The 19,189-nt window shown below is 49.0% G+C and carries 17 protein-coding genes and 2 pseudogenes; 10 read left to right on the forward strand and 9 right to left on the reverse strand.

The genetic code is table 11. The annotated features are described in order from the left end of the window. Positions 1-26: 26 nt before the first annotated feature. Positions 27-629 (reverse strand): PilZ domain-containing protein, encoded by a 603-nt coding sequence (locus tag ACLBLI_RS08260; RefSeq protein WP_414830614.1) that lies wholly within the window; start codon positions 627-629, stop codon positions 27-29. 164 nt (positions 630-793) lie between these two features. Here ACLBLI_RS08260 and ACLBLI_RS08265 point away from each other — a divergent pair, with 164 nt between their 5' ends. Both ACLBLI_RS08265 and ACLBLI_RS08270 read left to right on the forward strand, forming a co-directional pair. Then, complete coding sequence (locus tag ACLBLI_RS08265) at positions 794-1,993, forward strand: lipoprotein-releasing ABC transporter permease subunit (RefSeq protein WP_414830615.1); 1,200 nt, start codon at positions 794-796, stop codon at positions 1,991-1,993. A gap of 94 nt (positions 1,994-2,087) precedes the next feature. Continuing rightward, on the forward strand, positions 2,088-2,651 hold the full coding sequence (locus ACLBLI_RS08270) for a phosphoribosyltransferase (protein ID WP_414830616.1): 564 nt from the start codon (positions 2,088-2,090) through the stop codon (positions 2,649-2,651). A gap of 301 nt (positions 2,652-2,952) precedes the next feature. Here ACLBLI_RS08270 and ACLBLI_RS08275 read toward each other — a convergent pair whose 3' ends face one another. The 3 genes from ACLBLI_RS08275 to ACLBLI_RS08285 form a co-directional block, all read right to left on the reverse strand. Beyond that, positions 2,953-3,615, reverse strand: a complete 663-nt coding sequence (locus tag ACLBLI_RS08275) for an energy-coupling factor ABC transporter permease (RefSeq protein WP_414830617.1) — start codon at positions 3,613-3,615, stop codon at positions 2,953-2,955. A gap of 2 nt (positions 3,616-3,617) precedes the next feature. Further along, on the reverse strand, positions 3,618-4,427 hold the full coding sequence (gene xthA, locus ACLBLI_RS08280; RefSeq protein ID WP_414830618.1) for an exodeoxyribonuclease III: 810 nt from the start codon (positions 4,425-4,427) through the stop codon (positions 3,618-3,620). 118 nt (positions 4,428-4,545) lie between these two features. Beyond that, positions 4,546-5,130, reverse strand: coding sequence for a biliverdin-producing heme oxygenase (locus tag ACLBLI_RS08285; protein WP_414830619.1), 585 nt, complete (start codon positions 5,128-5,130; stop codon positions 4,546-4,548). An 89-nt stretch (positions 5,131-5,219) separates the two neighbouring features. Between ACLBLI_RS08285 and ACLBLI_RS08290 the strand changes: the two are divergent. The 3 genes and pseudogenes from ACLBLI_RS08290 to ACLBLI_RS08300 form a co-directional block, all read left to right on the forward strand. Next, positions 5,220-6,968: pseudogene (locus ACLBLI_RS08290) on the forward strand (HWE histidine kinase domain-containing protein); the annotation flags it as partial. A 525-nt stretch (positions 6,969-7,493) separates the two neighbouring features. Next, positions 7,494-7,796 (forward strand): annotated as a pseudogene (locus tag ACLBLI_RS08295) (hypothetical protein); the annotation flags it as partial. Continuing rightward, complete coding sequence (locus ACLBLI_RS08300; RefSeq protein ID WP_414830620.1) at positions 7,793-10,195, forward strand: EAL domain-containing protein; 2,403 nt, start codon at positions 7,793-7,795, stop codon at positions 10,193-10,195. The pseudogene ACLBLI_RS08295 and the gene ACLBLI_RS08300, both read left to right, overlap by 4 nt. A 105-nt stretch (positions 10,196-10,300) precedes the next feature. Here the strand turns inward: ACLBLI_RS08300 and ACLBLI_RS08305 are convergent, their stop codons facing one another. Then, entirely contained in the window at positions 10,301-10,747 is a 447-nt protein-coding gene (locus ACLBLI_RS08305; RefSeq protein ID WP_414830621.1) for a hypothetical protein, read from the reverse strand. 24 nt (positions 10,748-10,771) lie between these two features. Next, positions 10,772-11,623, reverse strand: a complete 852-nt coding sequence (locus ACLBLI_RS08310) for a hypothetical protein (protein ID WP_414830622.1) — start codon at positions 11,621-11,623, stop codon at positions 10,772-10,774. A 193-nt stretch (positions 11,624-11,816) separates the two neighbouring features. Here ACLBLI_RS08310 and ACLBLI_RS08315 point away from each other — a divergent pair, with 193 nt between their 5' ends. Together ACLBLI_RS08315 and ACLBLI_RS08320 are read left to right on the forward strand one after the other, a co-directional pair. Further along, positions 11,817-12,215: a DUF2750 domain-containing protein gene (locus ACLBLI_RS08315; RefSeq protein ID WP_414830623.1), complete on the forward strand. Its 399-nt coding sequence runs from the start codon at positions 11,817-11,819 to the stop codon at positions 12,213-12,215. 3 nt (positions 12,216-12,218) lie between these two features. After that, complete coding sequence (locus ACLBLI_RS08320; protein WP_414830624.1) at positions 12,219-12,626, forward strand: SufE family protein; 408 nt, start codon at positions 12,219-12,221, stop codon at positions 12,624-12,626. An 18-nt stretch (positions 12,627-12,644) separates the two neighbouring features. Here ACLBLI_RS08320 and ACLBLI_RS08325 read toward each other — a convergent pair whose 3' ends face one another. Both ACLBLI_RS08325 and ACLBLI_RS08330 read right to left on the reverse strand, forming a co-directional pair. After that, positions 12,645-13,070, reverse strand: coding sequence for a hypothetical protein (locus tag ACLBLI_RS08325; RefSeq protein ID WP_414830625.1), 426 nt, complete (start codon positions 13,068-13,070; stop codon positions 12,645-12,647). A 65-nt stretch (positions 13,071-13,135) separates the two neighbouring features. Beyond that, positions 13,136-14,383 (reverse strand): glycosyltransferase family 4 protein, encoded by a 1,248-nt coding sequence (locus tag ACLBLI_RS08330; protein WP_414830626.1) that lies wholly within the window; start codon positions 14,381-14,383, stop codon positions 13,136-13,138. 35 nt (positions 14,384-14,418) lie between these two features. On the opposite strand from ACLBLI_RS08330, the gene ACLBLI_RS08335 reads away from it, so the two are divergent. Together ACLBLI_RS08335 and ACLBLI_RS08340 are read left to right on the forward strand one after the other, a co-directional pair. Then, positions 14,419-15,528, forward strand: coding sequence for a 2-dehydropantoate 2-reductase (locus tag ACLBLI_RS08335; protein ID WP_414830627.1), 1,110 nt, complete (start codon positions 14,419-14,421; stop codon positions 15,526-15,528). Between the two features lie 316 nt (positions 15,529-15,844). Beyond that, entirely contained in the window at positions 15,845-16,690 is an 846-nt protein-coding gene (locus ACLBLI_RS08340; RefSeq protein ID WP_414830628.1) for an HDOD domain-containing protein, read from the forward strand. Between the two features lie 134 nt (positions 16,691-16,824). On the opposite strand, the gene ACLBLI_RS08345 is transcribed toward ACLBLI_RS08340, so the two are convergent. After that, positions 16,825-17,640, reverse strand: coding sequence for an acyl-CoA thioesterase (locus ACLBLI_RS08345; protein ID WP_414830629.1), 816 nt, complete (start codon positions 17,638-17,640; stop codon positions 16,825-16,827). A gap of 166 nt (positions 17,641-17,806) precedes the next feature. Between ACLBLI_RS08345 and ACLBLI_RS08350 the strand changes: the two genes are divergently transcribed. Further along, on the forward strand, positions 17,807-19,126 hold the full coding sequence (locus ACLBLI_RS08350; RefSeq protein WP_414830630.1) for a spinster family MFS transporter: 1,320 nt from the start codon (positions 17,807-17,809) through the stop codon (positions 19,124-19,126). Positions 19,127-19,189 lie beyond the last annotated feature (63 nt).

The following is a 19,189-nucleotide window of genomic DNA, read 5'->3' on the forward strand; positions in this document are numbered from 1 at the left end:
TCGGTATTTGGTTTTGTCTGCTGCGCTTATTCGTTATTGTCTTTAGCTTCTTGTGCCCGCTTACGCAATTGCTGCGACTGCAGGTGCAAACTTGCTCTGACCAGCAGTTCCTGATCCTGTTCGCGGATACGGTTAAAAAAGAAGGCTATATGGTAGTCATTGCCAACCTGCTGGCAAGCAATAACTTCCCCAAAGCAGAAAATGGCGGCAGCTTCTTCGTCGATAAACACTTTGATTTCTGCCAGAGTACCAACTTCCATGGCTTCGGAACTGCTCACTAACATGCCTCCACCACCAAACTTCACCGTTTGCAGCCGATGCTTTTCATCATCTTGCTGATGCAGAACAAACGACATTATAAGGTCAATTTTACGTGACTGATGGTTAAGAAAATCGGTCAGTGCCTGGGCGTGATCGCCCAGCTGTCGAAGGGGACGCAGTGCCTTGGTTTCAATATCTGCCATCTCACTGGCGATGCGAAAGGCATAGGGCATGCGGTCTTCGAGTTCGCTGATGGCAGGGAGGCCATCGCCGTCTTTCAGCGGCACAATATTTACATTAAGCGCATGAGCAATCATAAAATACTCATCGAATTGGGCTTGTTTCTGCTCCAGCGTTAGCGTGTCCATATTGTCTCCAACCACCAAAATCTTGTGCGTACAGTAGCTTACACGTAGTATACATACATTACGAGCAATCCGCCGATATGTGGTCACTTCCGGTTTCACATATCTGAAAACGACCGGTGCAGGATAACCTGAGCGGTACGTAAACTAAGTAAATTTGAGAAAGTATGAGCCTTCCCGTACCGGCCTTTATCGCTCTTCGATACGCGACCGCAGGCAAGCAAAACAGCTTCGTTTCCTTCATTAATAAATTTTCTGTCGCTGGGATTGCACTGGGTTTGGCCGCCCTGATCATCGTGTTATCGGTCATGAATGGTTTTGAAAGCCAGTTAAAACAACGTGTGTTGGGCATAGTACCTCAGGTCGTCGCCTATGCACCTTTAACGGGCGATACCATTGATAACCTGCCCGGAGTACGTGCGGCGATGCCATTTCGTGAAGCTGAGGGTGTGATTCAATCGCGACAGGGACTGCGTGGGGTGCAGATCCACGGTGTCAATGGCAGCGTCATGGCAAACCAGAGTATTGTCAGCAACAACCTGCTGACAGGCCGGTTTTCTGAACTCACCGAGCGTTCTTTTCATGTCATTATCGGACGGGCGCTTGCTACTCAGCTAGACGTGCGTCCCGGCGACAGGCTTCGTGTGATGGTAGCGGGGGCAAGTATCTATACGCCGTTTGGCAGAATGCCCAGTCAGCGACTGGTCACCGTATCGGGCATTTATGATTTGGGTTCACAGATGGACAGCAAAGTCGTTTATATGTCGTTGCCTGACTTGACGCGTCTCATGCGTTTGCGTGCGGATTCCCCGACAACAACAAGATTGTTTCTTAATGACGCGTTTACCTACCAGCAGGTCGTCGACGCCCTGGATAGTCTTGCGATCAGCTCTGACAACTGGCGTAGCCGGCAGGGACCGCTGTTCGACGCCGTAAAGATGGAAAAGAATATGATGTTTCTTATGCTGCTGCTCATTATCGCAGTAGCAGCGTTTAATATTGTCTCGGCGTTGGTCATGGTTGTCAGTGAGAAGCAGGGCGATATTGCTATTCTGCAGACACAGGGAATGACTGGCAGGCGGATGATGTCTGTATTTATGTTAAACGGCCTTTTTAACGGCGTGAAAGGGGCATTAATAGGACTGGTAGCCGGTGTAGGTATTGTAATTAACCTGAATACACTGCTGGGACTGTTTGGAATTCCATTAGCATTGTCGGCTGATGGCGCTGGCGTGCCTGTTGTGCTGCAATGGTCTCAAGTTGTTATGGTGACCGTTTTTTCTCTTGTGCTATGTGTACTTGCAAGTTTGTATCCGGCAACCCGCGCCATGCGGGTCAATCCAGCAACGGCTTTACAGAATGAGTAACTCAGAAATCTGACCAGTTGGTGCATTTGGCCGTGCAATATACGGCAATTTTCACTATACTCGCGGTCTTTTAAAATCCGGACCGGTAGACGATATGAAAAAGAATTTTATCACTTCGCAGGCGCTGCTACAGGACTCATTCCGCCTGGCCTCTCAGGTATATAGTGACGGCTTTCGTCCTGACTTTATCATCGGCATCTGGCGAGGTGGTGCACCCATTGGTATCGCGGTGCAGGAATTTTTCGAGTTTAAAGACACCTCCACCGACCACATTGCAGTACGCACGTCTTCCTATTACGGCATTAACAAGCAGTCGAAAGAAATTCGCGTGCACGGCCTGCATTACCTGGTTGAGAATGCTAATGCCGGTGACAAGTTGTTGATTGTTGATGATGTGTTCGATTCAGGACGCAGTGTAGACGCGCTGATAAAACAAATAAAAAAGCTGATGCGCCTGAATATGCCAACTGATATCCGCATTGCCTGTCCCTGGTATAAGCCCGCAAATAATAAAACGGATATCGTGCCGGATTACTTTGTGAACAAGAGTGATGAATGGTTGGTTTTCCCACATGAAATTGCGGGATTGAGTGAAGAAGAGATAAGGGCTGGAAAATCGGAACTAGCCGATGTGATGGACATTTTGTTTGATAAATAAGCGTCAACAACACGCATAATGTCAGGTGACCACGACGCCCGAAGTTAAATAACGCCAGCTTTTTGCTGGCGTTTTTAATTATGACTGCGGGATCTATTGCCTGCTCGGCCAACCTTTATTGTTGCCGTACCCTTTAAAATATCATCGCGGAACAGCCGTGGGTCAGAAACGCAGAGCCCCCAAGTGCTGCCTGACTCTTGCATCAATGTTGTGCGTCTGCCAAAAAGGTGAGGTGCCGGTATTGTGTTTTGCAGCAGGTTTACCAGCCCACATGCGAATACTGGTGAGTGGCGGCAGCCAGTTATTTACTGCCTGGGTCAAGGTAAAACTTGTCGTGAAAGGTATATACCCATTCTGGTTTATATACCACTAACAGTGTCATGGTTACGCCATTGATAAAGCCTTCCGGGAAAAGGATAAGCGGAATTAGCAGCATGTAATTATCAACTACGGTATCCCAGCTATATATACCATCTATTGCATAGTAGCTGCCCAGGAACGCCAGTTTAAGTGCGATAACGATAGCGCCCGGAAAAAACGCGCACACAAAGATATATACAAAAAGGTGGCGCGGGATCTTGTGGAACGACAACAGATAGATCAGGTAGGACACGCATACCGGCATTACTACCCCAATGAGACCATTCACGCCAAACATTTGCCAGCTTTCGTGGCCTATCGACGTTATTCCCAAGAGCGCTACCAAGCCTGCGAATAATGCATACCGGAAGCCCAATATGAGGGTCAGTGCAGTAAGCCACAGAAAGTGGACATCCAGTCCCTGAAAAATACCGGCACGGAAAACCCACATGAAGAAGGTGAGGGCAGTAGCGCCAAACACCACATGTTGACGGGATTTACTCTCTTTTAACGCCGCAAAGGAAACATGTCGACCCACAAACAGCAATATCGCCGCCAGCACGATCAGCGCCGTTAGCTGCAGGAATGTTAGTGTTTCAAACATATTCAGATTGCGTATGTCGCCCAGATAGGCGCATGATCGGATGGCTTTTCAATGCCGCGCAATTCGTAATCTATACCCGCATCTTGCAACGTATCGTGCACAGGCTGCGTGGCCAGAATTAAGTCAATACGTAGTCCACGGTTGTCGTTGAAACCTTTTGAGCGGTAATCGAACCAGCTGAACTGATCGGTAATTTCGGGATTCAGTTTGCGAAAACTATCGTAAACTCCCCAGTCGCAGAGGGTATTCAGCCATTCCCGTTCAACGGGTAAAAAGCTGCATTTTCCGGTGCGAAGCCAGCGCTTGCGATTTTCTTCACCAATACCGATGTCCTGATCGTGATGAGAAATATTCATGTCGCCCATAATGATGACGTTTTCTTCCTTGCTGTGGCAGGTATTCAGATAGGACATCAGATCGGCGTAAAACTTTCTTTTAGCGGGGAATTTGGTGTCGTGGTTTTCGTTTTCGCCCTGCGGAAAGTACCCGTTTAAAATCGTCACGGGTTTGTCATTCCCATCTTTTAGGGTCACCATGATCATACGGCGTTGCGCGTCTTCATCATCAGTTGGAAACCCACGCTGAACGCGTTCTGGCTCCTGTTTCGTTAACATGGCCACACCATAATGGCTTTTCTGTCCGTGAAAGCAGACGTGATACCCCATGGCTTCAACGGCCTCTACCGGAAACTGTGCGTCATGTACCTTTATTTCCTGCAGGCCAATCACGTCTGGCTGATGTTTATCGATAATGGCCTGAAGCTGATGCAGCCTGGCCCGAATACCATTGATATTAAATGAGATGACTTTCATGTTGTCGCTATCCTGTACTGCGTAGCCCGCTATGCTACCAAATTATTGTTTTAGTGAGGAGTCGCAAAATGTGGCGAGTTTGTTGCCATTCAACAAACGGTGACCGGCTGTTGCCGATTCAGGCTGGTTCCATGGCTGTGTGCAGTCTGCTGGCAGTGTTTCTGAGCCCACTGAACAACGCATTTGCAGACCGGCAGATTTGCTCACCTTCCTGTTCGGTGAGTGTCAGCCCGTCCACATAGTGGCGAAAACCCGCCCAGTGCTGATTGCAGCCAGATAAGGTTTGATAGTAATTCTTTGGCAGGGAGGCGGCGCCATTGCTTAGCAGCCACCGGTATATCATCTTCGCGCCCATCGACGAGCCCAACCACACATACCCACAAGCGATAATATCAGTGCACTGGCTGGTAAGGGGAGGGTTATTCACAAACTCAGGCGCTGTTGGTGCGTTCAGCACCAGTAAATCAGCATCCAGTGCACCGCAGACTGCACTCGCGTCAAGCATGCTCGTCACAGGATGGGTGGGTGCCTCTTGTGTCACTTGATGAATCGCACCGTGAAATGAGCGCAGCGTCAAAAGCGTGTCCGTATAACGAGAAGCAGAGAATGAATCGGTCATCAGCGCTGCGAATGGCATGGTGTCCTCAAGTGCCTGATGTTGATGCGCGGTGTGTGTTCTGAGTTGTTGCAGTACTGACGTCATAAAAGCCTGATAAAAATTGATCTGGGTAGAGTAAAATAATGTAAGGTATATGTTTGCCAACTATAACTACAATACCATATGAATTCTGCATGGACGAAATAGACTTTTCCGGCCCCGTCAACCTCACCAACTGTGACCGTGAACCCATTCAACATCTTGGTAAAATTCAAAGTTTCGGCTGCTTTCTGGCACTTCAGTCGGACTGGGTCGTCGCACTGTGCTCAGACAACACAGAAGACTTTTTGGGCGTTGCACCTGACCAACTGATAGGGCAGCCACTAATCGAGTGTATTGATCGACACACGCTACATGATTTACGAACCGCATTACAGTCGGCCATGATCACCGGGCGTAACGAGCGACTGTTTGAGCACACGATCACATCAACGCAACGACGTGTTGATTTCTCCGTGCATCACAACGGCGAATTCATCATTGTGGAGATGGAAGCATGTCATGGTTCGCGAGAGTCCCATGATGTCTTCGTGCGCTCACTATTGAGCCAGTTTTATATGGTTAAATCCGGACAGGAACTGGGTGAGCTGGTTACCCAGCAGCTCAAACTAATCACGGGCTATGATCGTGTGATGCTGTACCGGTTTCTGCCTGATGGGGCTGGTGAGGTGGTAGCCGAGTCTAAAAACCCGGATTTGTCGCCGTTTCTCGGTTTGCGTTATCCCGCTACCGATATTCCAACACAGGCCAGAGCGCTGTATGTGAAAAATTTGCTGCGGGTGATTGGTGATGTCAATGACCCGACTGTTGGACTTTACAATGACCGGCCGCAATCGCCGATTGATATGTCGTTCTCGACGTTACGTGCGGTATCGCCGATACACATCGAATACCTTAAAAACATGGGCGTAGACGCGTCCTTGTCTGTGTCCGTGATTATCAGGGGAAAGTTATGGGGGTTAATTGCCTGCCATCACTATTCGCCTAAACTTCCATCCTATTATCAGCGCACAGAGCTCGAATTATTCGCAGAGATTTTTGCTCTTGAAATGGGAGCGCGGATCGCCGCAGAACGGGACAGGGAATCGAGCCGGACCCGGGAAGTTCTGACGCAGCTGATTGCTACAATGTCTTCGCAAAACGCATTGATAGACATGCTGGAAAGCCAGTTCCCACAGTTAAAATTGCTAATTCCCTGTGATGGTATTACGGCGTTTATCGATGGACAGACGGTTGGAGCAGATAGCCAGCTTAATGAAGAAACGTTATACCGACTGACACGGCACCTGAATACTCAGGCGCCGGGTAAGGTGATAGCGATTAATGCACTAGATAACGCTATCCCGGGTTATGACACAGACGCGCAGCGTGTGGCTGGCGTGCTGGCGGTGCCAATATCAAAAAGCCCCCGTGATTACCTGTTGTTTTTCCGCCATGCGCAAACTCAGACAATTAAATGGGCTGGCAATCCGGAAAAAGCGGTGACACACGGGCCAAATGGCGCAAGACTGACACCAAGAGCCAGTTTTGATGTGTGGAAACAAACCCACGATAATCGCTGTCATGAATGGAGCGAGCAGAATGCAACTGATGCGGAATCGTTACGGGTAACGCTGCTTGAAATCGTTATCCGTCACGCGCAGGAGCGCGACCATATTCTGCGAGAAGCCAGTCGTAAACATGAAGTGTTAATTTCAGAATTAAACCATCGTGTAAGAAATATACTAAACCTGGTCAATGCTATTATCTTGCAGACCGATCAAAATGACCGCTCCGTTGCAGAGTTTGTCAATGTATTGACCGGCAGAATGGCAGCGTTGGCATCGGCTCATGATCAGCTTACCGCTTCTGAGTGGAGTAAAGTCAATCTCCGGCATATTCTGGAAACGGAAATAATGGCTTATATTGACCTTGAGAACCATGTCACGCTGTCAGGACCAGATGTAGAGCTGAAGCCTGATGCCGCCACACCTATTGTGCTGGTTATGCATGAAATGTTTACCAATGCAGCCAAGTACGGGGCGCTAGCGGCGTCGCTAGAGAAGGGGAAAGTGTCAGTTCAGTGGACCTTCGAAAAAGGCCACGGTCTGACACTCAGATGGGAGGAAACCGGCGGGCCGCCAGTGTCGCCTCCTAAGCGTGAAGGGTTCGGCATGACACTTATCCGGTCTGTCATTCCACATGAATTGGGTGGTTGTCTGGATATTGATTTTGCTCCGGTTGGCGTTAACGCGTCGATATTTATTCCCGAACGTTATGTCACCGCTTATAAAGCACCGTCTGATGAGGCCACCAAAGTGCTCACAGAGACGGTAACAACAGAAACCTCGACGCTTCCAGAACGAGCGCTGGTAGTGGAAGACAGTCTTGTTATTGCACTCGATATGCAGGCGAAACTCAAAAGAATGGGGATTACGCAGGTCGCTGTAGCAGGTACTATCGAGACGGCGCGGACGCAGTTGCAAAAGCTACAGCCAGGCTTAGTGGTTTTTGACATTCATCTGGGGAAGGAAACCACGCTGGGACTATTGCAGGAAGTCATCGAAAATCACACGCCATGTTTGATTGTCAGTGGGTACGGTGAACAACTTAAGCTGCCATCCCGTTATGATGCGGTTCCCATAGTCTCCAAGCCGGTTTCTGAACAGAATCTTCAGCATATCGTATCAACCTTGTTTCCATCGCACCCAGAAAATAGGAAAACTGAATGAGTTTATTAGCAGGAAAGCGCGTGGTTATTGTGGAAGATACCACGATCGCGGCTACATACCTTGCACGGGAAATTACCAACATGGGGGCTGAGGTGGTGGGTCTGGCACGTTCTGAAGAACAGGCGCTGTCTTTGGTAGAGAAAGGTAAGCCTGCGCTCATTCTGATGGATATTAATTTGTCTGATGGTGGTAGCGGCATTGAGGCTGCCAAATTGATCCTGAAAAAACACAATATTCCAATTATATACACTACCTCGTATTCCGACGACGCCACGCTGACTCGTGCACTTGAGACCAGTCCTTACGGATACATCGTTAAGCCATTCGACTCAAAAATCATCAGGACTGCCTGTGAAACCGCCCTTCATCGCTTTGCGCTGGAGCTACAGGTTACAGAATCAGAGAAACGTTTCAGGGTCGCATCAGAGGCAGCACAATTCGGTGTTGTGGCTTTAAAAGAAAGCGGTAAGGCGTTTGACTTTCAAGGCGCGAGCAGTCTGCAAAATCGCCTTGGCGCCGGTACCAGTATGCCGGTTAGTGACTTTATGGCGCTGTTTCCGGAATCAATGCGTAACGAGATTGCTGAATCCATACAGCGCGGAGAAACCGTTCGTAAAACCATAAAAGTGGAAGGGCAATCGCTCGGTGAAGAAGCACTGTGGCTGGACGTCGTGTTTAGTGACGTCAGCATGGATAACGAACGTGTAAAAATTGGCGCGGTGATTGACGTTACTGAGCGTCAGCGCAAAATGCGCAAACTTAAGCTCTCTACAATCATTCTTGACCAGCTTGCCGAAGGCGTTGCGGTGTTGGATAAACACGGCATGATACGCGATGTTAATAAAGCACTGTGTCGGTTGTTTGGTGTAGCTGCATCAGCGCTGGTGGGAGCCAGCCTATCGGAATTTGGCATACGTCGGGATGAGCTCTTAGACGCCACAGTAGGCGGACGTTCCGGTGTACCTAACAGACAGAAGCGAACGCTGTTAACGGCACGTGGTGAAGCATTCCCGGCATTGGTCACACTATCAGAACTGGAAGAGCTTCATGGTGACTTACGGTTTGTAATGACAGTGTCCGACATTTCGGAGCTGGCACATGCTGAGAAGCGTCTTGAGTCATTAGCTTATACCGACCAACTTACTGGTGCAGGAAACCGCAACTATCTGAAACTGGCGCTGAATGAAAGTATGGAAGCCGACAAACTGAAAGCGCTTATTTTCATTGATATCGATGGTTTCAAGCTGGTTAACGACACCTATGGTCATGATGTGGGAGATCAGCTACTGGCAAAATGCGCGCAGAGCTTTCAGTCTGAATTAAGCGACGATGATATCTTTATACGTCATGGCGGCGATGAATTTGTCATTTTGGTACAGAACGAAATCGATGTGAACACGCTCAGTGAGCGGTTGCTGAAAGCGCTGGATACGCCAATGATATCTGACAATGCTGTACTAAAAATGAGTGCCAGCATCGGTACTGTTACGTACGAGCAAAATCAGGACGTGAATGAGCTGCTTAAGCAGGCGGATATCGCCATGTACGAAGCCAAGAAACGGGGTAAAAACCAGGCGGTGGCTTATTCAAAAGAGCAGAACGAAGCGATTGAGTATCGCTTGTATGTCGAGCAAGGGTTGTACAATGCGTTGTTAAACAAAGAGCTTCATGCAACGTTTCAGCCCATTGTCGATACACAGCAGAAGGTAGTGGCTCTTGAAGCGCTCTGCCGTTGGCACAGTCAGGATATTGGGGATATTAACCCCGCCTCTTTTATTCCGGTTGCAGAAGAAACCGGGCTGATAAATGCGCTGGGCCTTAAGATGTTGCGTGAAGTCTGTATTGCGCATTCACTCTTGAGTGAGAGTGGCTTTGGTCATATCAAACTGCATGTGAATGTATCGATTCTGCAGCTTAACTCTTCAGAATTGGTCAAAGAGTTTCTGGATTATCTTGCGGACTTTTCTGTCTCCACTGATGACATAGTGTTGGAAGTGACAGAGTCAGCCATGCATGACGTTACTACCCGGAATGTATTGAAAACCTTATCTGAAGCGGGCTTTGGCATTGCTATTGACGATTTTGGCGCCGGTTATGCGTCGGTATCCGAACTGGCTCAGCCCTTTACTACCGTCGTGAAACTGGATAAAAGTCTCGCACCGAGTCAGGATGAGACGAGCCAGCGAAATATTATCGCAGAGTCACTGGTACAATTGTGTCGTAAGCTGAATAAAAAGGTACTTTTTGAAGGAATTGAGAGCAAAGCTCAGGCTGACTTTGCCACCGAGGCCGGTTGTCACTATATGCAAGGATTTTTATTTGCCAGGCCGATGTCGATAATGGAAGTTATTAACATGTTACGAGACGCAGAGCCTGAGACTGTGCCCGCCAGTAAGTAGGCTCCATTACCTGGCCCGGCGAGAGCTGGGAAAAAGCTGGTCTTGTTTACCAACAGGTGAGTTACCTGCCAGAGCGCTGCTGCTTGGCCTGCCTGTGGTTACGTGTCAGGCTATGTCGGTATGTTGCGCGATATACTCAGATGGCGTTACTGCTGCATCGTTTAGCACCGGCACCGCAAAATCGGCGGGGCAGGCCATCTCCCCCAGCATCGAATGCACCAGTTGCGGGTCTGGGGTAGCGATGGCAACTTCACAAAATAGCTTTGAAATTTGTGCACATATGACGACACACGGAGAATCTTCAAGCAGGGTGTCGATATCCTCGACCATACTTTTGGCCGCGTGTGGTAACGCGTTATGGCGATCCTTCTGATTAAATGCCCGCGCAGTGTCTGTCCAGGGAAAGACCACGCTGATCACCTGATAGCTGTCATCGGGTAGATAGCTGGTTAGTAGCCACATGGTAAACTTGCGAAAATTTATGCTGATAAGATCCCGATAATGAAAGGGGAGTGGGTCAGAGTCAGACAGTATCGGTAGCGACAGTTTCATTTCACTGCACTCTGCTTGGTGTTGCTATACATACTCACCTTCCATATTGTGATTGTTGGCGTACATTGAAATCGGGAACTTGTCGTAAATCTTGTTTTTAAGCGCACTGGTCATGTGCACGACAAATAAGTTGTCGTGCTCTTTTCCATGCTCGGCGACAAACACGTTAATAAATTCGGAAATCATCTGGTTGGACTCGTCGGTCGCTGTTTTTACCAGCTCCATTGCGAAATCATGAAGACGCTTCACGGATTCGTTAAATTCAGAAAGGACATCAATCAGATTGATTTGTTCTTCGACCTCTTCAAACACCGATACCCTGAATTCAGCAGGGCCTCCAATATAGTCTTTCTCAACCAGTGCTTTAAGTGAATAGCGGCGCAATATTTTACCGTTTTCATCTTCTTCAGCCAGGCTTTCCAATATTAGTGTGTGAATGCTGATACCGTATTGCGATACATAATCATAGAGGCTGTCGACAAAACGGTAGGCAAATGACAGACGGTATTCTTTCTCCATCTGATGCGTTAATGCGTCGGTGAGCTCCCGGTCTTGTGGCAGACAGGCCTGCACATGGCGCTTTAACTGGCTGGTAAATATGCGCGCGCTGAGCACATAGTTATTCACGCAGGCATTGAGGTGTGGCTTGGCGGTTTCCAGCGCTTCAGAGCCGGCCTGATCGACATAAAGTCGTCCTAACCGGGACATCGCGTCCAGCACCATCTGTAAATTGGCATTTACCAGCCGAAATTTGTGGGTAATGGCGTAGGCAGATGAGAGCCGTTTTCTTGCGCGTTTTAGCTCTTTAAACTGATCCTCGTCCAGTGACAGTTTCTCGTCATCAAGACGTGAGGTAATAAAATATTCTGATTGCATCCAGCCCGGCGCTTTATTATTTAATTATGTGTCAGGCTACCATGGTTGCACTTGCTAATTAAATCAAAAAGTACCTGTTAATTGGCATTTTAACCGTTCATCACCGAGCCGGGTATAATCTGAAAATGGCTTTTTGCTGCCCTGCGAGCAACTGGTATACTCACAGTATTACCACTACCACTTTGGAATGAATGTGTTTCCAGCAACTGTAACTGAAAAACTGCCAGCCGCGATTGTCAAAGAGGTGTTCTCACTTTCTGCTGATGCGCGTCAGACACTCTTTCTTGACTACGTTGAAAAGGCTGAAGCCGTCTGGCTGCTTAAAGGAAAAGACGGGTTTGTGATGATAGCCTCAGAGGAAGGGGAAAGACTGCCTGTCTGGCCACATTTTGATCTGGCCTCAGCGTGGAGCACAGGATCTGACGATGACGTGGAGGCGGTGAGTATTTCGCTGGCACAATTTAAACAGGACTGGCTGCCTGGTTTAGGCAAAAATCAGATTGAGCTGGTGCTATGTCCAAGCCGGGTCGAAAAAGAAGATCCCGTACTAACCGCCGAAGAACTACTGGCATCATTTCAGGATGAGGAATAGCGGGTGACGGGCGAAGTGCAAACGCTGATGCCTCTTGCAGCCCGCGTGGCATCTGCATCAGGCTGGGACAATGCGACCAGAGCTATCATGCTGGCGGGAAAAGCGTTGCCCTTACTGCCGCCTGAGATGCGCGATCCGCAAGCGTACGTTAGTGGATGTGAATCTGATGTCTGGGTCGCCACCATTGAACTGAATGGGCAGGATACCATTGCTGGCTGGTCTCCCAGCAAGATTATTCGTGGCGTGTTGAGTATTATTCTGGAAAAAGCCAATGCTCTTGATGCGTCAGCACGTGCCTCATTCGACTTTGACCACTATCTCACACTATGTGGTCTGGACAGATATCTGAGTCAGTCGCGGGGCAATGGGGTGAAAAAGGTTATTGACAGGCTAAGGTTGCTAAATACCTGAATAGCCAATGTGGCCAGATCAGATGATCCCGCCGTCCGGCAGGTTTTTATAGACATCCTGTGCACAATGAATGTCGGGCGACGTTAAATTACAACGACGTGCAATGAAAGTTGCCATCAGGCTAACCGTTGCTTCATCACTGTCGTAATTCATGATACAGGCGTGTGTGTACAGTGTTCCGGTCCACGCCGCGGGTAACGCGTGAGAGTGGCGGATAAATGAGTTGATAGCTGGCTGCAGATCGTGCCGGGCATGCTCTGATATACGCGAAATCACAGCAACCCCCTTATTGTTACTGTCATCAATTCCTGCTTCCCGTCCGGCCTGGACAAGGCTGACTGCTTCACCCATGCCCTGACACAAGACAATGCGGTCGAGGCGTTGCTGCGCATAACCAGAGAAAGACAGCAGGCTTAACAGTACCAGACAGAGTCCCGGTTTCATAAGAGTTGCCTCATGAGGTGCAATCTTCAACGGTATCTTTTATAGCCGGAACTATCAGGCCTGGTTCACAATTTCTGCTGATTTTTGGCAGCGATCCACTGCGACATATACTTAGTACTGCTCAGTGTGTGATGCCACAAAAGGTGTTGCAGGAACAGGGGACGCCGGTGTGTCTGAGGATCTGTGACCAGTGACTGAATGGTACTTAGTAAAAGTGGGACGTGGGCGTCGGGATGAAAAGCTTTGATACAAGTGAAGCCGGCCTGTTGCGCCGTGGTCCATGCTAGCTTATCTGAGTATAACGTTGCAGCGTCCTTCACAAACGCGTCGATGTTGTCCTGGCAGGCCCCGGGCCATTTGTCTGTGTCCGCAATACCTTCCGCACCGATGGCGGTGGTAACACTTGGCGTACCTGTCTCCATCGCCAACAACAATTTTCCTTTTAGTCCGGCGCCAAACCGCAGCGGAGCAAGCAGTACTCTGGCCTGGCTAATTACCTGCTCGGCATCGTCCGCCCATCCCTCAACAAAGAATCCTTGTGTGGGATTATGCAATTGTGTGGCCTTTTTCGGAGGGTAGGCACCATAAATGCGTAATTGCGAACCGGGAACCTGCTTTCTGAGTAACGGCCAAATGTGTTGTTTTAGTTGTAGTACGGCATCCCAGTTAGGGGCATGACGAAAGTTGCCAATCGACACGAAATCTCGACGCTGTTCATAGTCTGGCAATGTAGAAGGTGTCGATAGACAATCTTTTGGAGAATGTAGCAAAGGAAAATAGAGCAGCTGTGCAGCGGGAACCTGGTAATAAGCGGTTAGCAGTGAGTATTCCGCTGACGACATCACCAGCGTTAAGTCACTTCGTAAGATGCTGGCAACTTCACGTTGGGCGAGGAGCGTATTTTTGCAAGCCTGATCCACGTGGAGCCCCCGTCGAACGGCATCCCAGCGGGACTGTCTGAGGCTATGGAGATCTTCTGTGTTCAGGATCCGAATGGCTGCCGGGCACACCTCTCTGACACGCCAGGAAAATTGCTCTTCAGTCATGTAGCGGTCAAAAACAACCACATCCGGTTGTAATGCCGCCATTCTGTCGTTAAAACTGTCACAGTTAAGCCGCACTGACTCTACAGCAACATTCAGAGCACGTAAATCGGCTTTATGAGGGCTGTCAGTCGCCGCGGTCATAAATATAATGTCGTGATCCTGTTCCCGCATCGCGGTAAGCAGCGCAAGCATATTTCTTCCGGCGGCAGAAGAATCGGGCTCTGGCCAGACATAGCCGATAATGACGATACGTAACCCGGACAACACTGTTCACTCCTGAAGTAAAAATGAAATGATACCAGATGTCCGTGCACAATGAGTCACTGTCAGCACTGACAAGTTATATCCGTAATGACATACTGGTAAAAAAGGAAGCCAGAATGATGCAACATCTGATATTCGGAAGTGGCCTGATTGGGAGTTATTTGGGCAGTGTAATGACACTGAATAACGCCAGTGTCAGTTTCGTGGCAAGGGGTAGCTGGGAGCAACGCCTCTCTTTGCCATTGCAGTTGACCGACTATCTGAACAATAAGGCCAGGGTAGACGAACAGCGAGTGGTTGCTGAACCCTTGAGCACACCGCCGGATGTAGTCTGGCTGACAGTAAAATGCACCGCGCTTGCGTCAGCGTGTGAGGCGTTAACTGATTGGGTGGGCCCTGACACGGTTATTGTGTGTTGTCAGAACGGAATCAGTGCTCACGCTGAGGTAAAGCGATTTTTTCCTCATCATGAGGTACTGCGGGCGATGGTTCCGTTTAATGTCGTCATTGCTGAAGAGCAACATCTTCATAAAGGCTCAGAAGGCACACTTGTGATTGAACAGTCTGCAGACAGTGACTTCACAGAATCTCTGGTAAATACCGTGTCGCATCCGCTTCTGGCTGCCATGTCCTCTGACAACATTGAAGCAGTCCAGTGGGCCAAACTGCAACTGAATCTGGGTAACGGTGTAAATGCGCTTGCCGATATTCCGGTAAAAACCATGCTGGAAAACCGCTACTACCGAAAGGTGATTGCCGCGCTGATGACGGAGCTGCTTACCGTGGCCAGGGCGAAAAAACTGAGTTTACCCAAAGTGGCCCGGTTGCCGGGATTTTTGATACCGTGGGTACTTCGACTACCTGACAGCATGTTCAGGCTCGTCGCCAAACAAATGCTGGCTATTGATCCGACTGTGAAAACCTCGATGTGGTGGGATCTTCACAACCACAAGGCCACTGAACGTGATTACCTCTACGGTGCACTGGTGCGCGCCGGCGAGGCGGTAGCTGTGCCTTGCCCGGTCAACGCGTTACTAAACATACTGATAGCTGAGGCCGAACGTGATAATAAAGCGACACAATACACACCGTTGCCAGCCAGAGCGATGTACAAACAAGTACAAAAAGTATCAGGTCGCCCAAAGTAATCACCGGTTACTGGTTTTACTTTAAAACGCCACACACTAGCTAATCGCTACTATCAGGCGCTTTCATTTAGTTTTCTACTATTCGATATGTAGCGATATCACTCACGAAGCCTGACTGTATTGAGAGGAACGCATTGACTGAGTAGTATTCTCTGGTGACCCCAGTTATTCGACAGAAAAAAACAGACATCTTATGCGATTTTTATGGCGCGGTTGCGTATAATGTTCTATATCTGAATAACGGATTCAGTATTTGCGCAGGGAACGGCATCGTAATCCTTCTACCCAAGGGAAAGGTTTCGGAGCATCTGAAAATATGAACGTGCAAGATATCGCTCAAAGAGCGACAGAATTATTTGTTCTCCCTGACTCAGTTACTCGCCTGAAAGCGTGTATGGACGACGATGCCGCCAGCATGGACGACATAGCGGAAATCATTGCTTTTGACCCTTCACTCGCCACTCAGTTGTTACGAGTGGCAAACAGCGCGTTGTATCGTTTTCCAAACAAAATAGAAACCATCACGAAAGCCCTGCAGGTTATCGGTACACGCTCTGCTTACGACCTGGCACTGGCCTACGGTGTGACTCATGCGTTCAGCGACGTAGAGGGTAAAGCCATTGATTTGGATAAGTTCTGGGAGCAAAGTGTCTCCTGTGGTTTACTGGCTAAATACTTTGCTGAAAAAGAACGGATGAAACAGCCTGAGCGACTGTTCGTTGCGGGATTGCTGCACAATATTGGAGAGCTGGTTGTGGTGGCCGAAATGCCTGAAGAAGCTAAAAGGTGTTTGGCATTTAATTCCCGCGTCAGCCCACAGGAGCTACAGGAAGCCATTCTGGGTTTTAGTTACACCGAGCTCTCGTCTGAATTGATTCGACTGTGGGGGATCCCGGCCTGTATCTTCGAGCCCATTCGTCATATTCACGAGACCGATACCCCTGCGCATAATAAAGATCTTCAGATTCTCCAGCTTTCTTACGTGCTCGCGCTGGATAATGTTAATCCCGAAATTTACCCGAGCTATAACAATCTCAAACCACACCAGCATGAAATACTTGAGCTTGAACGCGAAGATCTGGAAGACGCGCTTGATATCACGAATCTTCAATGTATCAGTGTTATTTCGCTGTTTAACCCCAGCGCCTTCATGCTTTACTGAAACGCTTTTTTAACGGAACCGGCGCCACGGGGTTATCAAAAGCAGCAGGGCGTGTAGCTGAAGCAACAGGCAATCCAGCCTCGTAGCAGGGTAACAGTGCTTGCCACTACCACGCCCTTCGCGAAAGCCCAGTGCTAGTCAAACACCGCGACGGTCTGCCTGCTTAGCGCAATAACATCGCCGTGTGCGTTCCATATGGTAGCTTCGGTATGCCCATAGCCATCTGCCGCCTGGCGGGTGTGGCACTGATATGCAAACCAGTCTGTACCGCTGACTTCATGATGAGGATGAATAAATTCAATGTTCCAGCTTACCGTGCTGGCGGGTGCCGGAAACTTCATCATCTGTAACAGCGTAGGGGGCCAGGCATCAATCAGTGTAATCAGATGGGCATCGGTAATACGCTCAGGTGGTTGCTTAAAGCGCATAAAACCATGATAAGCGCTGTCTTTTTTCCAGCTAAACGGCAGTCCGCCTTTATCAATGGACAAATCAAAGTTACGCACAAAACGCGGGGTCACTTTGGGGATTTGTGGAATAAACTTGCCCTTTTTGGGAATGTCCATACCGTGATCCTCAGTACACTCCACCTTGATCCCAGACTTTCTCGCTTTACCAAAACAGGCCTGGCAAAACACGCAGATTTTGCCATTTTGAATAATTTGTCCGGAAAACTGAGACACGTTACTGCCTTCACGTAGGCGGGTCACCTCGATAGTAAAAGGCGTGTCCAGTGCCAGGGGACCCACAAAGTTCGTCGTAAACGACCGCAGTAACCGGGCATCGTGTACCTGGCGGACGATAGCTTTATATATCATACCAGCGGAAACACCGCCAAATGCGGTACGGCCCTGTGCCCAGGTGTCGGGGATCACTCGCTCATTAAATACCCATTTTGAATCACTCACCTGAACAGGAGTGGGCAGGGATAATAACTCGTCTACATGCATAATGTTCTGGTCCGATCAGTTCAGTGACGTCATCCTAACCTATCCTTACATCGCCGCCAAATAGAATGCTAATACATCTACTTATGTTAACAAATAACTAACATTTAGTGGTAAGCATCAGAGTCTTACGTAGACTGGGATAAACTATCAGCAAGTCAGGTGAATTATGTCTCAATCAGGCGTGGCGACAGCCTCTAAAACAGAGTCGGGGTCAAAAGCATATCGTAATTACGTGCTTTTCATTCTGACGCTGGTTTATGCGTTTAACTTTATTGACCGGCAGATTGTCGGCATTCTCTCCCCGTTCATTAAAGCTGACCTTGGGCTTGATGACGCTCAGTTAGGCTGGTTGAAAGGCATTTACTTCGCCTTGTTGTACACCATAGTGGGGATCCCCATTGCCTGGCTGGCGGACCGCTACAACCGGGTGAATATTATCGCAATCTCTTTGACCATGTGGAGTGGCTTTACAGCGGCTTCCGGTTTTGCTGCGAATTACTTCCAGCTGGCCATGGCGCGAATTGGGGTAGGTATTGGTGAGGCGGGAGGCAGTCCACCGGCTCACAGTATTATTTCTGATTTGTTTCCGAAAGAGAAACGTGCCGGGGCATTGGCAATTTACTCGCTGGGAATTCCCTTTGGGATCATGCTGGCATTTTTCGCCTCTGCGTTTTTTCTGCAGGGTGGAAAAGCCGATTGGCGAACAGTGATGATTAGCGTGGGTTTGCCCGGTATCGCGCTTGCGATATTGCTTAAGTTCACGGTGAAAGAGCCTGCCAGAAGCGCAGCGAAAGCGCCGGCTGAGGGGGTAAAAGGACCTACCGTCTGGACGTCGGTGAAAGCACTCTTAAGTGTGCCTACCTGGTGGGGAATGGCGTTAGGTATTTCCTTTGCGTCTTTTGGTAACTACGCGATTTCAACCTGGATCATTGACTACTATGTTCGCGCATTTGCAGGGCTGGACATTACCCTGCTGCTGGTCGTATTCGGTATTACTAACGGTACAGCCTATGCGGGAGGCGTGTGGCTGGGTGGTGTTATCGCTGACAAGTGGGGCAAAACCAACAAGAAAGCCTATGCATTGTTGCCTGCCATCACCTTAATCATCGGTGTGCCGGCGTTCTATTTTGCGCTGCAGGTACAGGATTTATGGACCTCCGTCGCGTTGCTCACTATTTTACTGTTTACCACCGGCTTCTATTTCGGTCCCTGTTTTGCCATGGCGCAAACCCTGGCGCCGGTGAATGTAAGAGCGATGTCTACGGCGCTGTTTTTCTTTGTATTAAATATTATCGCGCTGGGTGGCGGACCAACTATAACCGGCATCATCAGTCAGGCGCTGGTGCCTTCGCTGGGTGAAACTGAAGCGCTCAGACAGGCACTATTATACCTTATTATTCCGTATGCTATCGCCATTCTGGTATTCTTCTGGACCAGTACCAAGATTGTGAAAGACTGGGATGCGGCGGAGGCCAGCGGCCAGTAGTATATAACCAGTAGGAGTCAGTGTGGATAAGCAATATGATGTAACCAGGCATGCCAGTGACAA

Source organism: Alteromonas sp. H39, assembly GCF_047556435.1.
In the GTDB taxonomy this organism is placed as follows: Bacteria; Pseudomonadota; Gammaproteobacteria; order Enterobacterales; family Alteromonadaceae; genus Alteromonas.

Excerpts from the sequence above, each read along its gene's own strand:
- ACLBLI_RS08260 (WP_414830614.1), bottom strand. The coding sequence starts at position 629 with ATGGACACGCTAACGCTGGAGCAGAAACAAGCCCAATTCGATGAGTAT.
- ACLBLI_RS08265 (WP_414830615.1), top strand. The coding sequence starts at position 794 with ATGAGCCTTCCCGTACCGGCCTTTATCGCTCTTCGATACGCGACCGCA.
- ACLBLI_RS08270 (WP_414830616.1), top strand. The coding sequence starts at position 2,088 with ATGAAAAAGAATTTTATCACTTCGCAGGCGCTGCTACAGGACTCATTC.
- ACLBLI_RS08275 (WP_414830617.1), bottom strand. The coding sequence starts at position 3,615 with ATGTTTGAAACACTAACATTCCTGCAGCTAACGGCGCTGATCGTGCTG.
- xthA (WP_414830618.1), bottom strand. The coding sequence starts at position 4,427 with ATGAAAGTCATCTCATTTAATATCAATGGTATTCGGGCCAGGCTGCAT.
- ACLBLI_RS08285 (WP_414830619.1), bottom strand. The coding sequence starts at position 5,130 with ATGACGTCAGTACTGCAACAACTCAGAACACACACCGCGCATCAACAT.
- ACLBLI_RS08300 (WP_414830620.1), top strand. The coding sequence starts at position 7,793 with ATGAGTTTATTAGCAGGAAAGCGCGTGGTTATTGTGGAAGATACCACG.
- ACLBLI_RS08305 (WP_414830621.1), bottom strand. The coding sequence starts at position 10,747 with ATGAAACTGTCGCTACCGATACTGTCTGACTCTGACCCACTCCCCTTT.
- ACLBLI_RS08310 (WP_414830622.1), bottom strand. The coding sequence starts at position 11,623 with ATGCAATCAGAATATTTTATTACCTCACGTCTTGATGACGAGAAACTG.
- ACLBLI_RS08325 (WP_414830625.1), bottom strand. The coding sequence starts at position 13,070 with ATGAAACCGGGACTCTGTCTGGTACTGTTAAGCCTGCTGTCTTTCTCT.
- ACLBLI_RS08335 (WP_414830627.1), top strand. The coding sequence starts at position 14,419 with ATGTCCGTGCACAATGAGTCACTGTCAGCACTGACAAGTTATATCCGT.
- ACLBLI_RS08340 (WP_414830628.1), top strand. The coding sequence starts at position 15,845 with ATGAACGTGCAAGATATCGCTCAAAGAGCGACAGAATTATTTGTTCTC.
- ACLBLI_RS08345 (WP_414830629.1), bottom strand. The coding sequence starts at position 17,640 with ATGCATGTAGACGAGTTATTATCCCTGCCCACTCCTGTTCAGGTGAGT.
- ACLBLI_RS08350 (WP_414830630.1), top strand. The coding sequence starts at position 17,807 with ATGTCTCAATCAGGCGTGGCGACAGCCTCTAAAACAGAGTCGGGGTCA.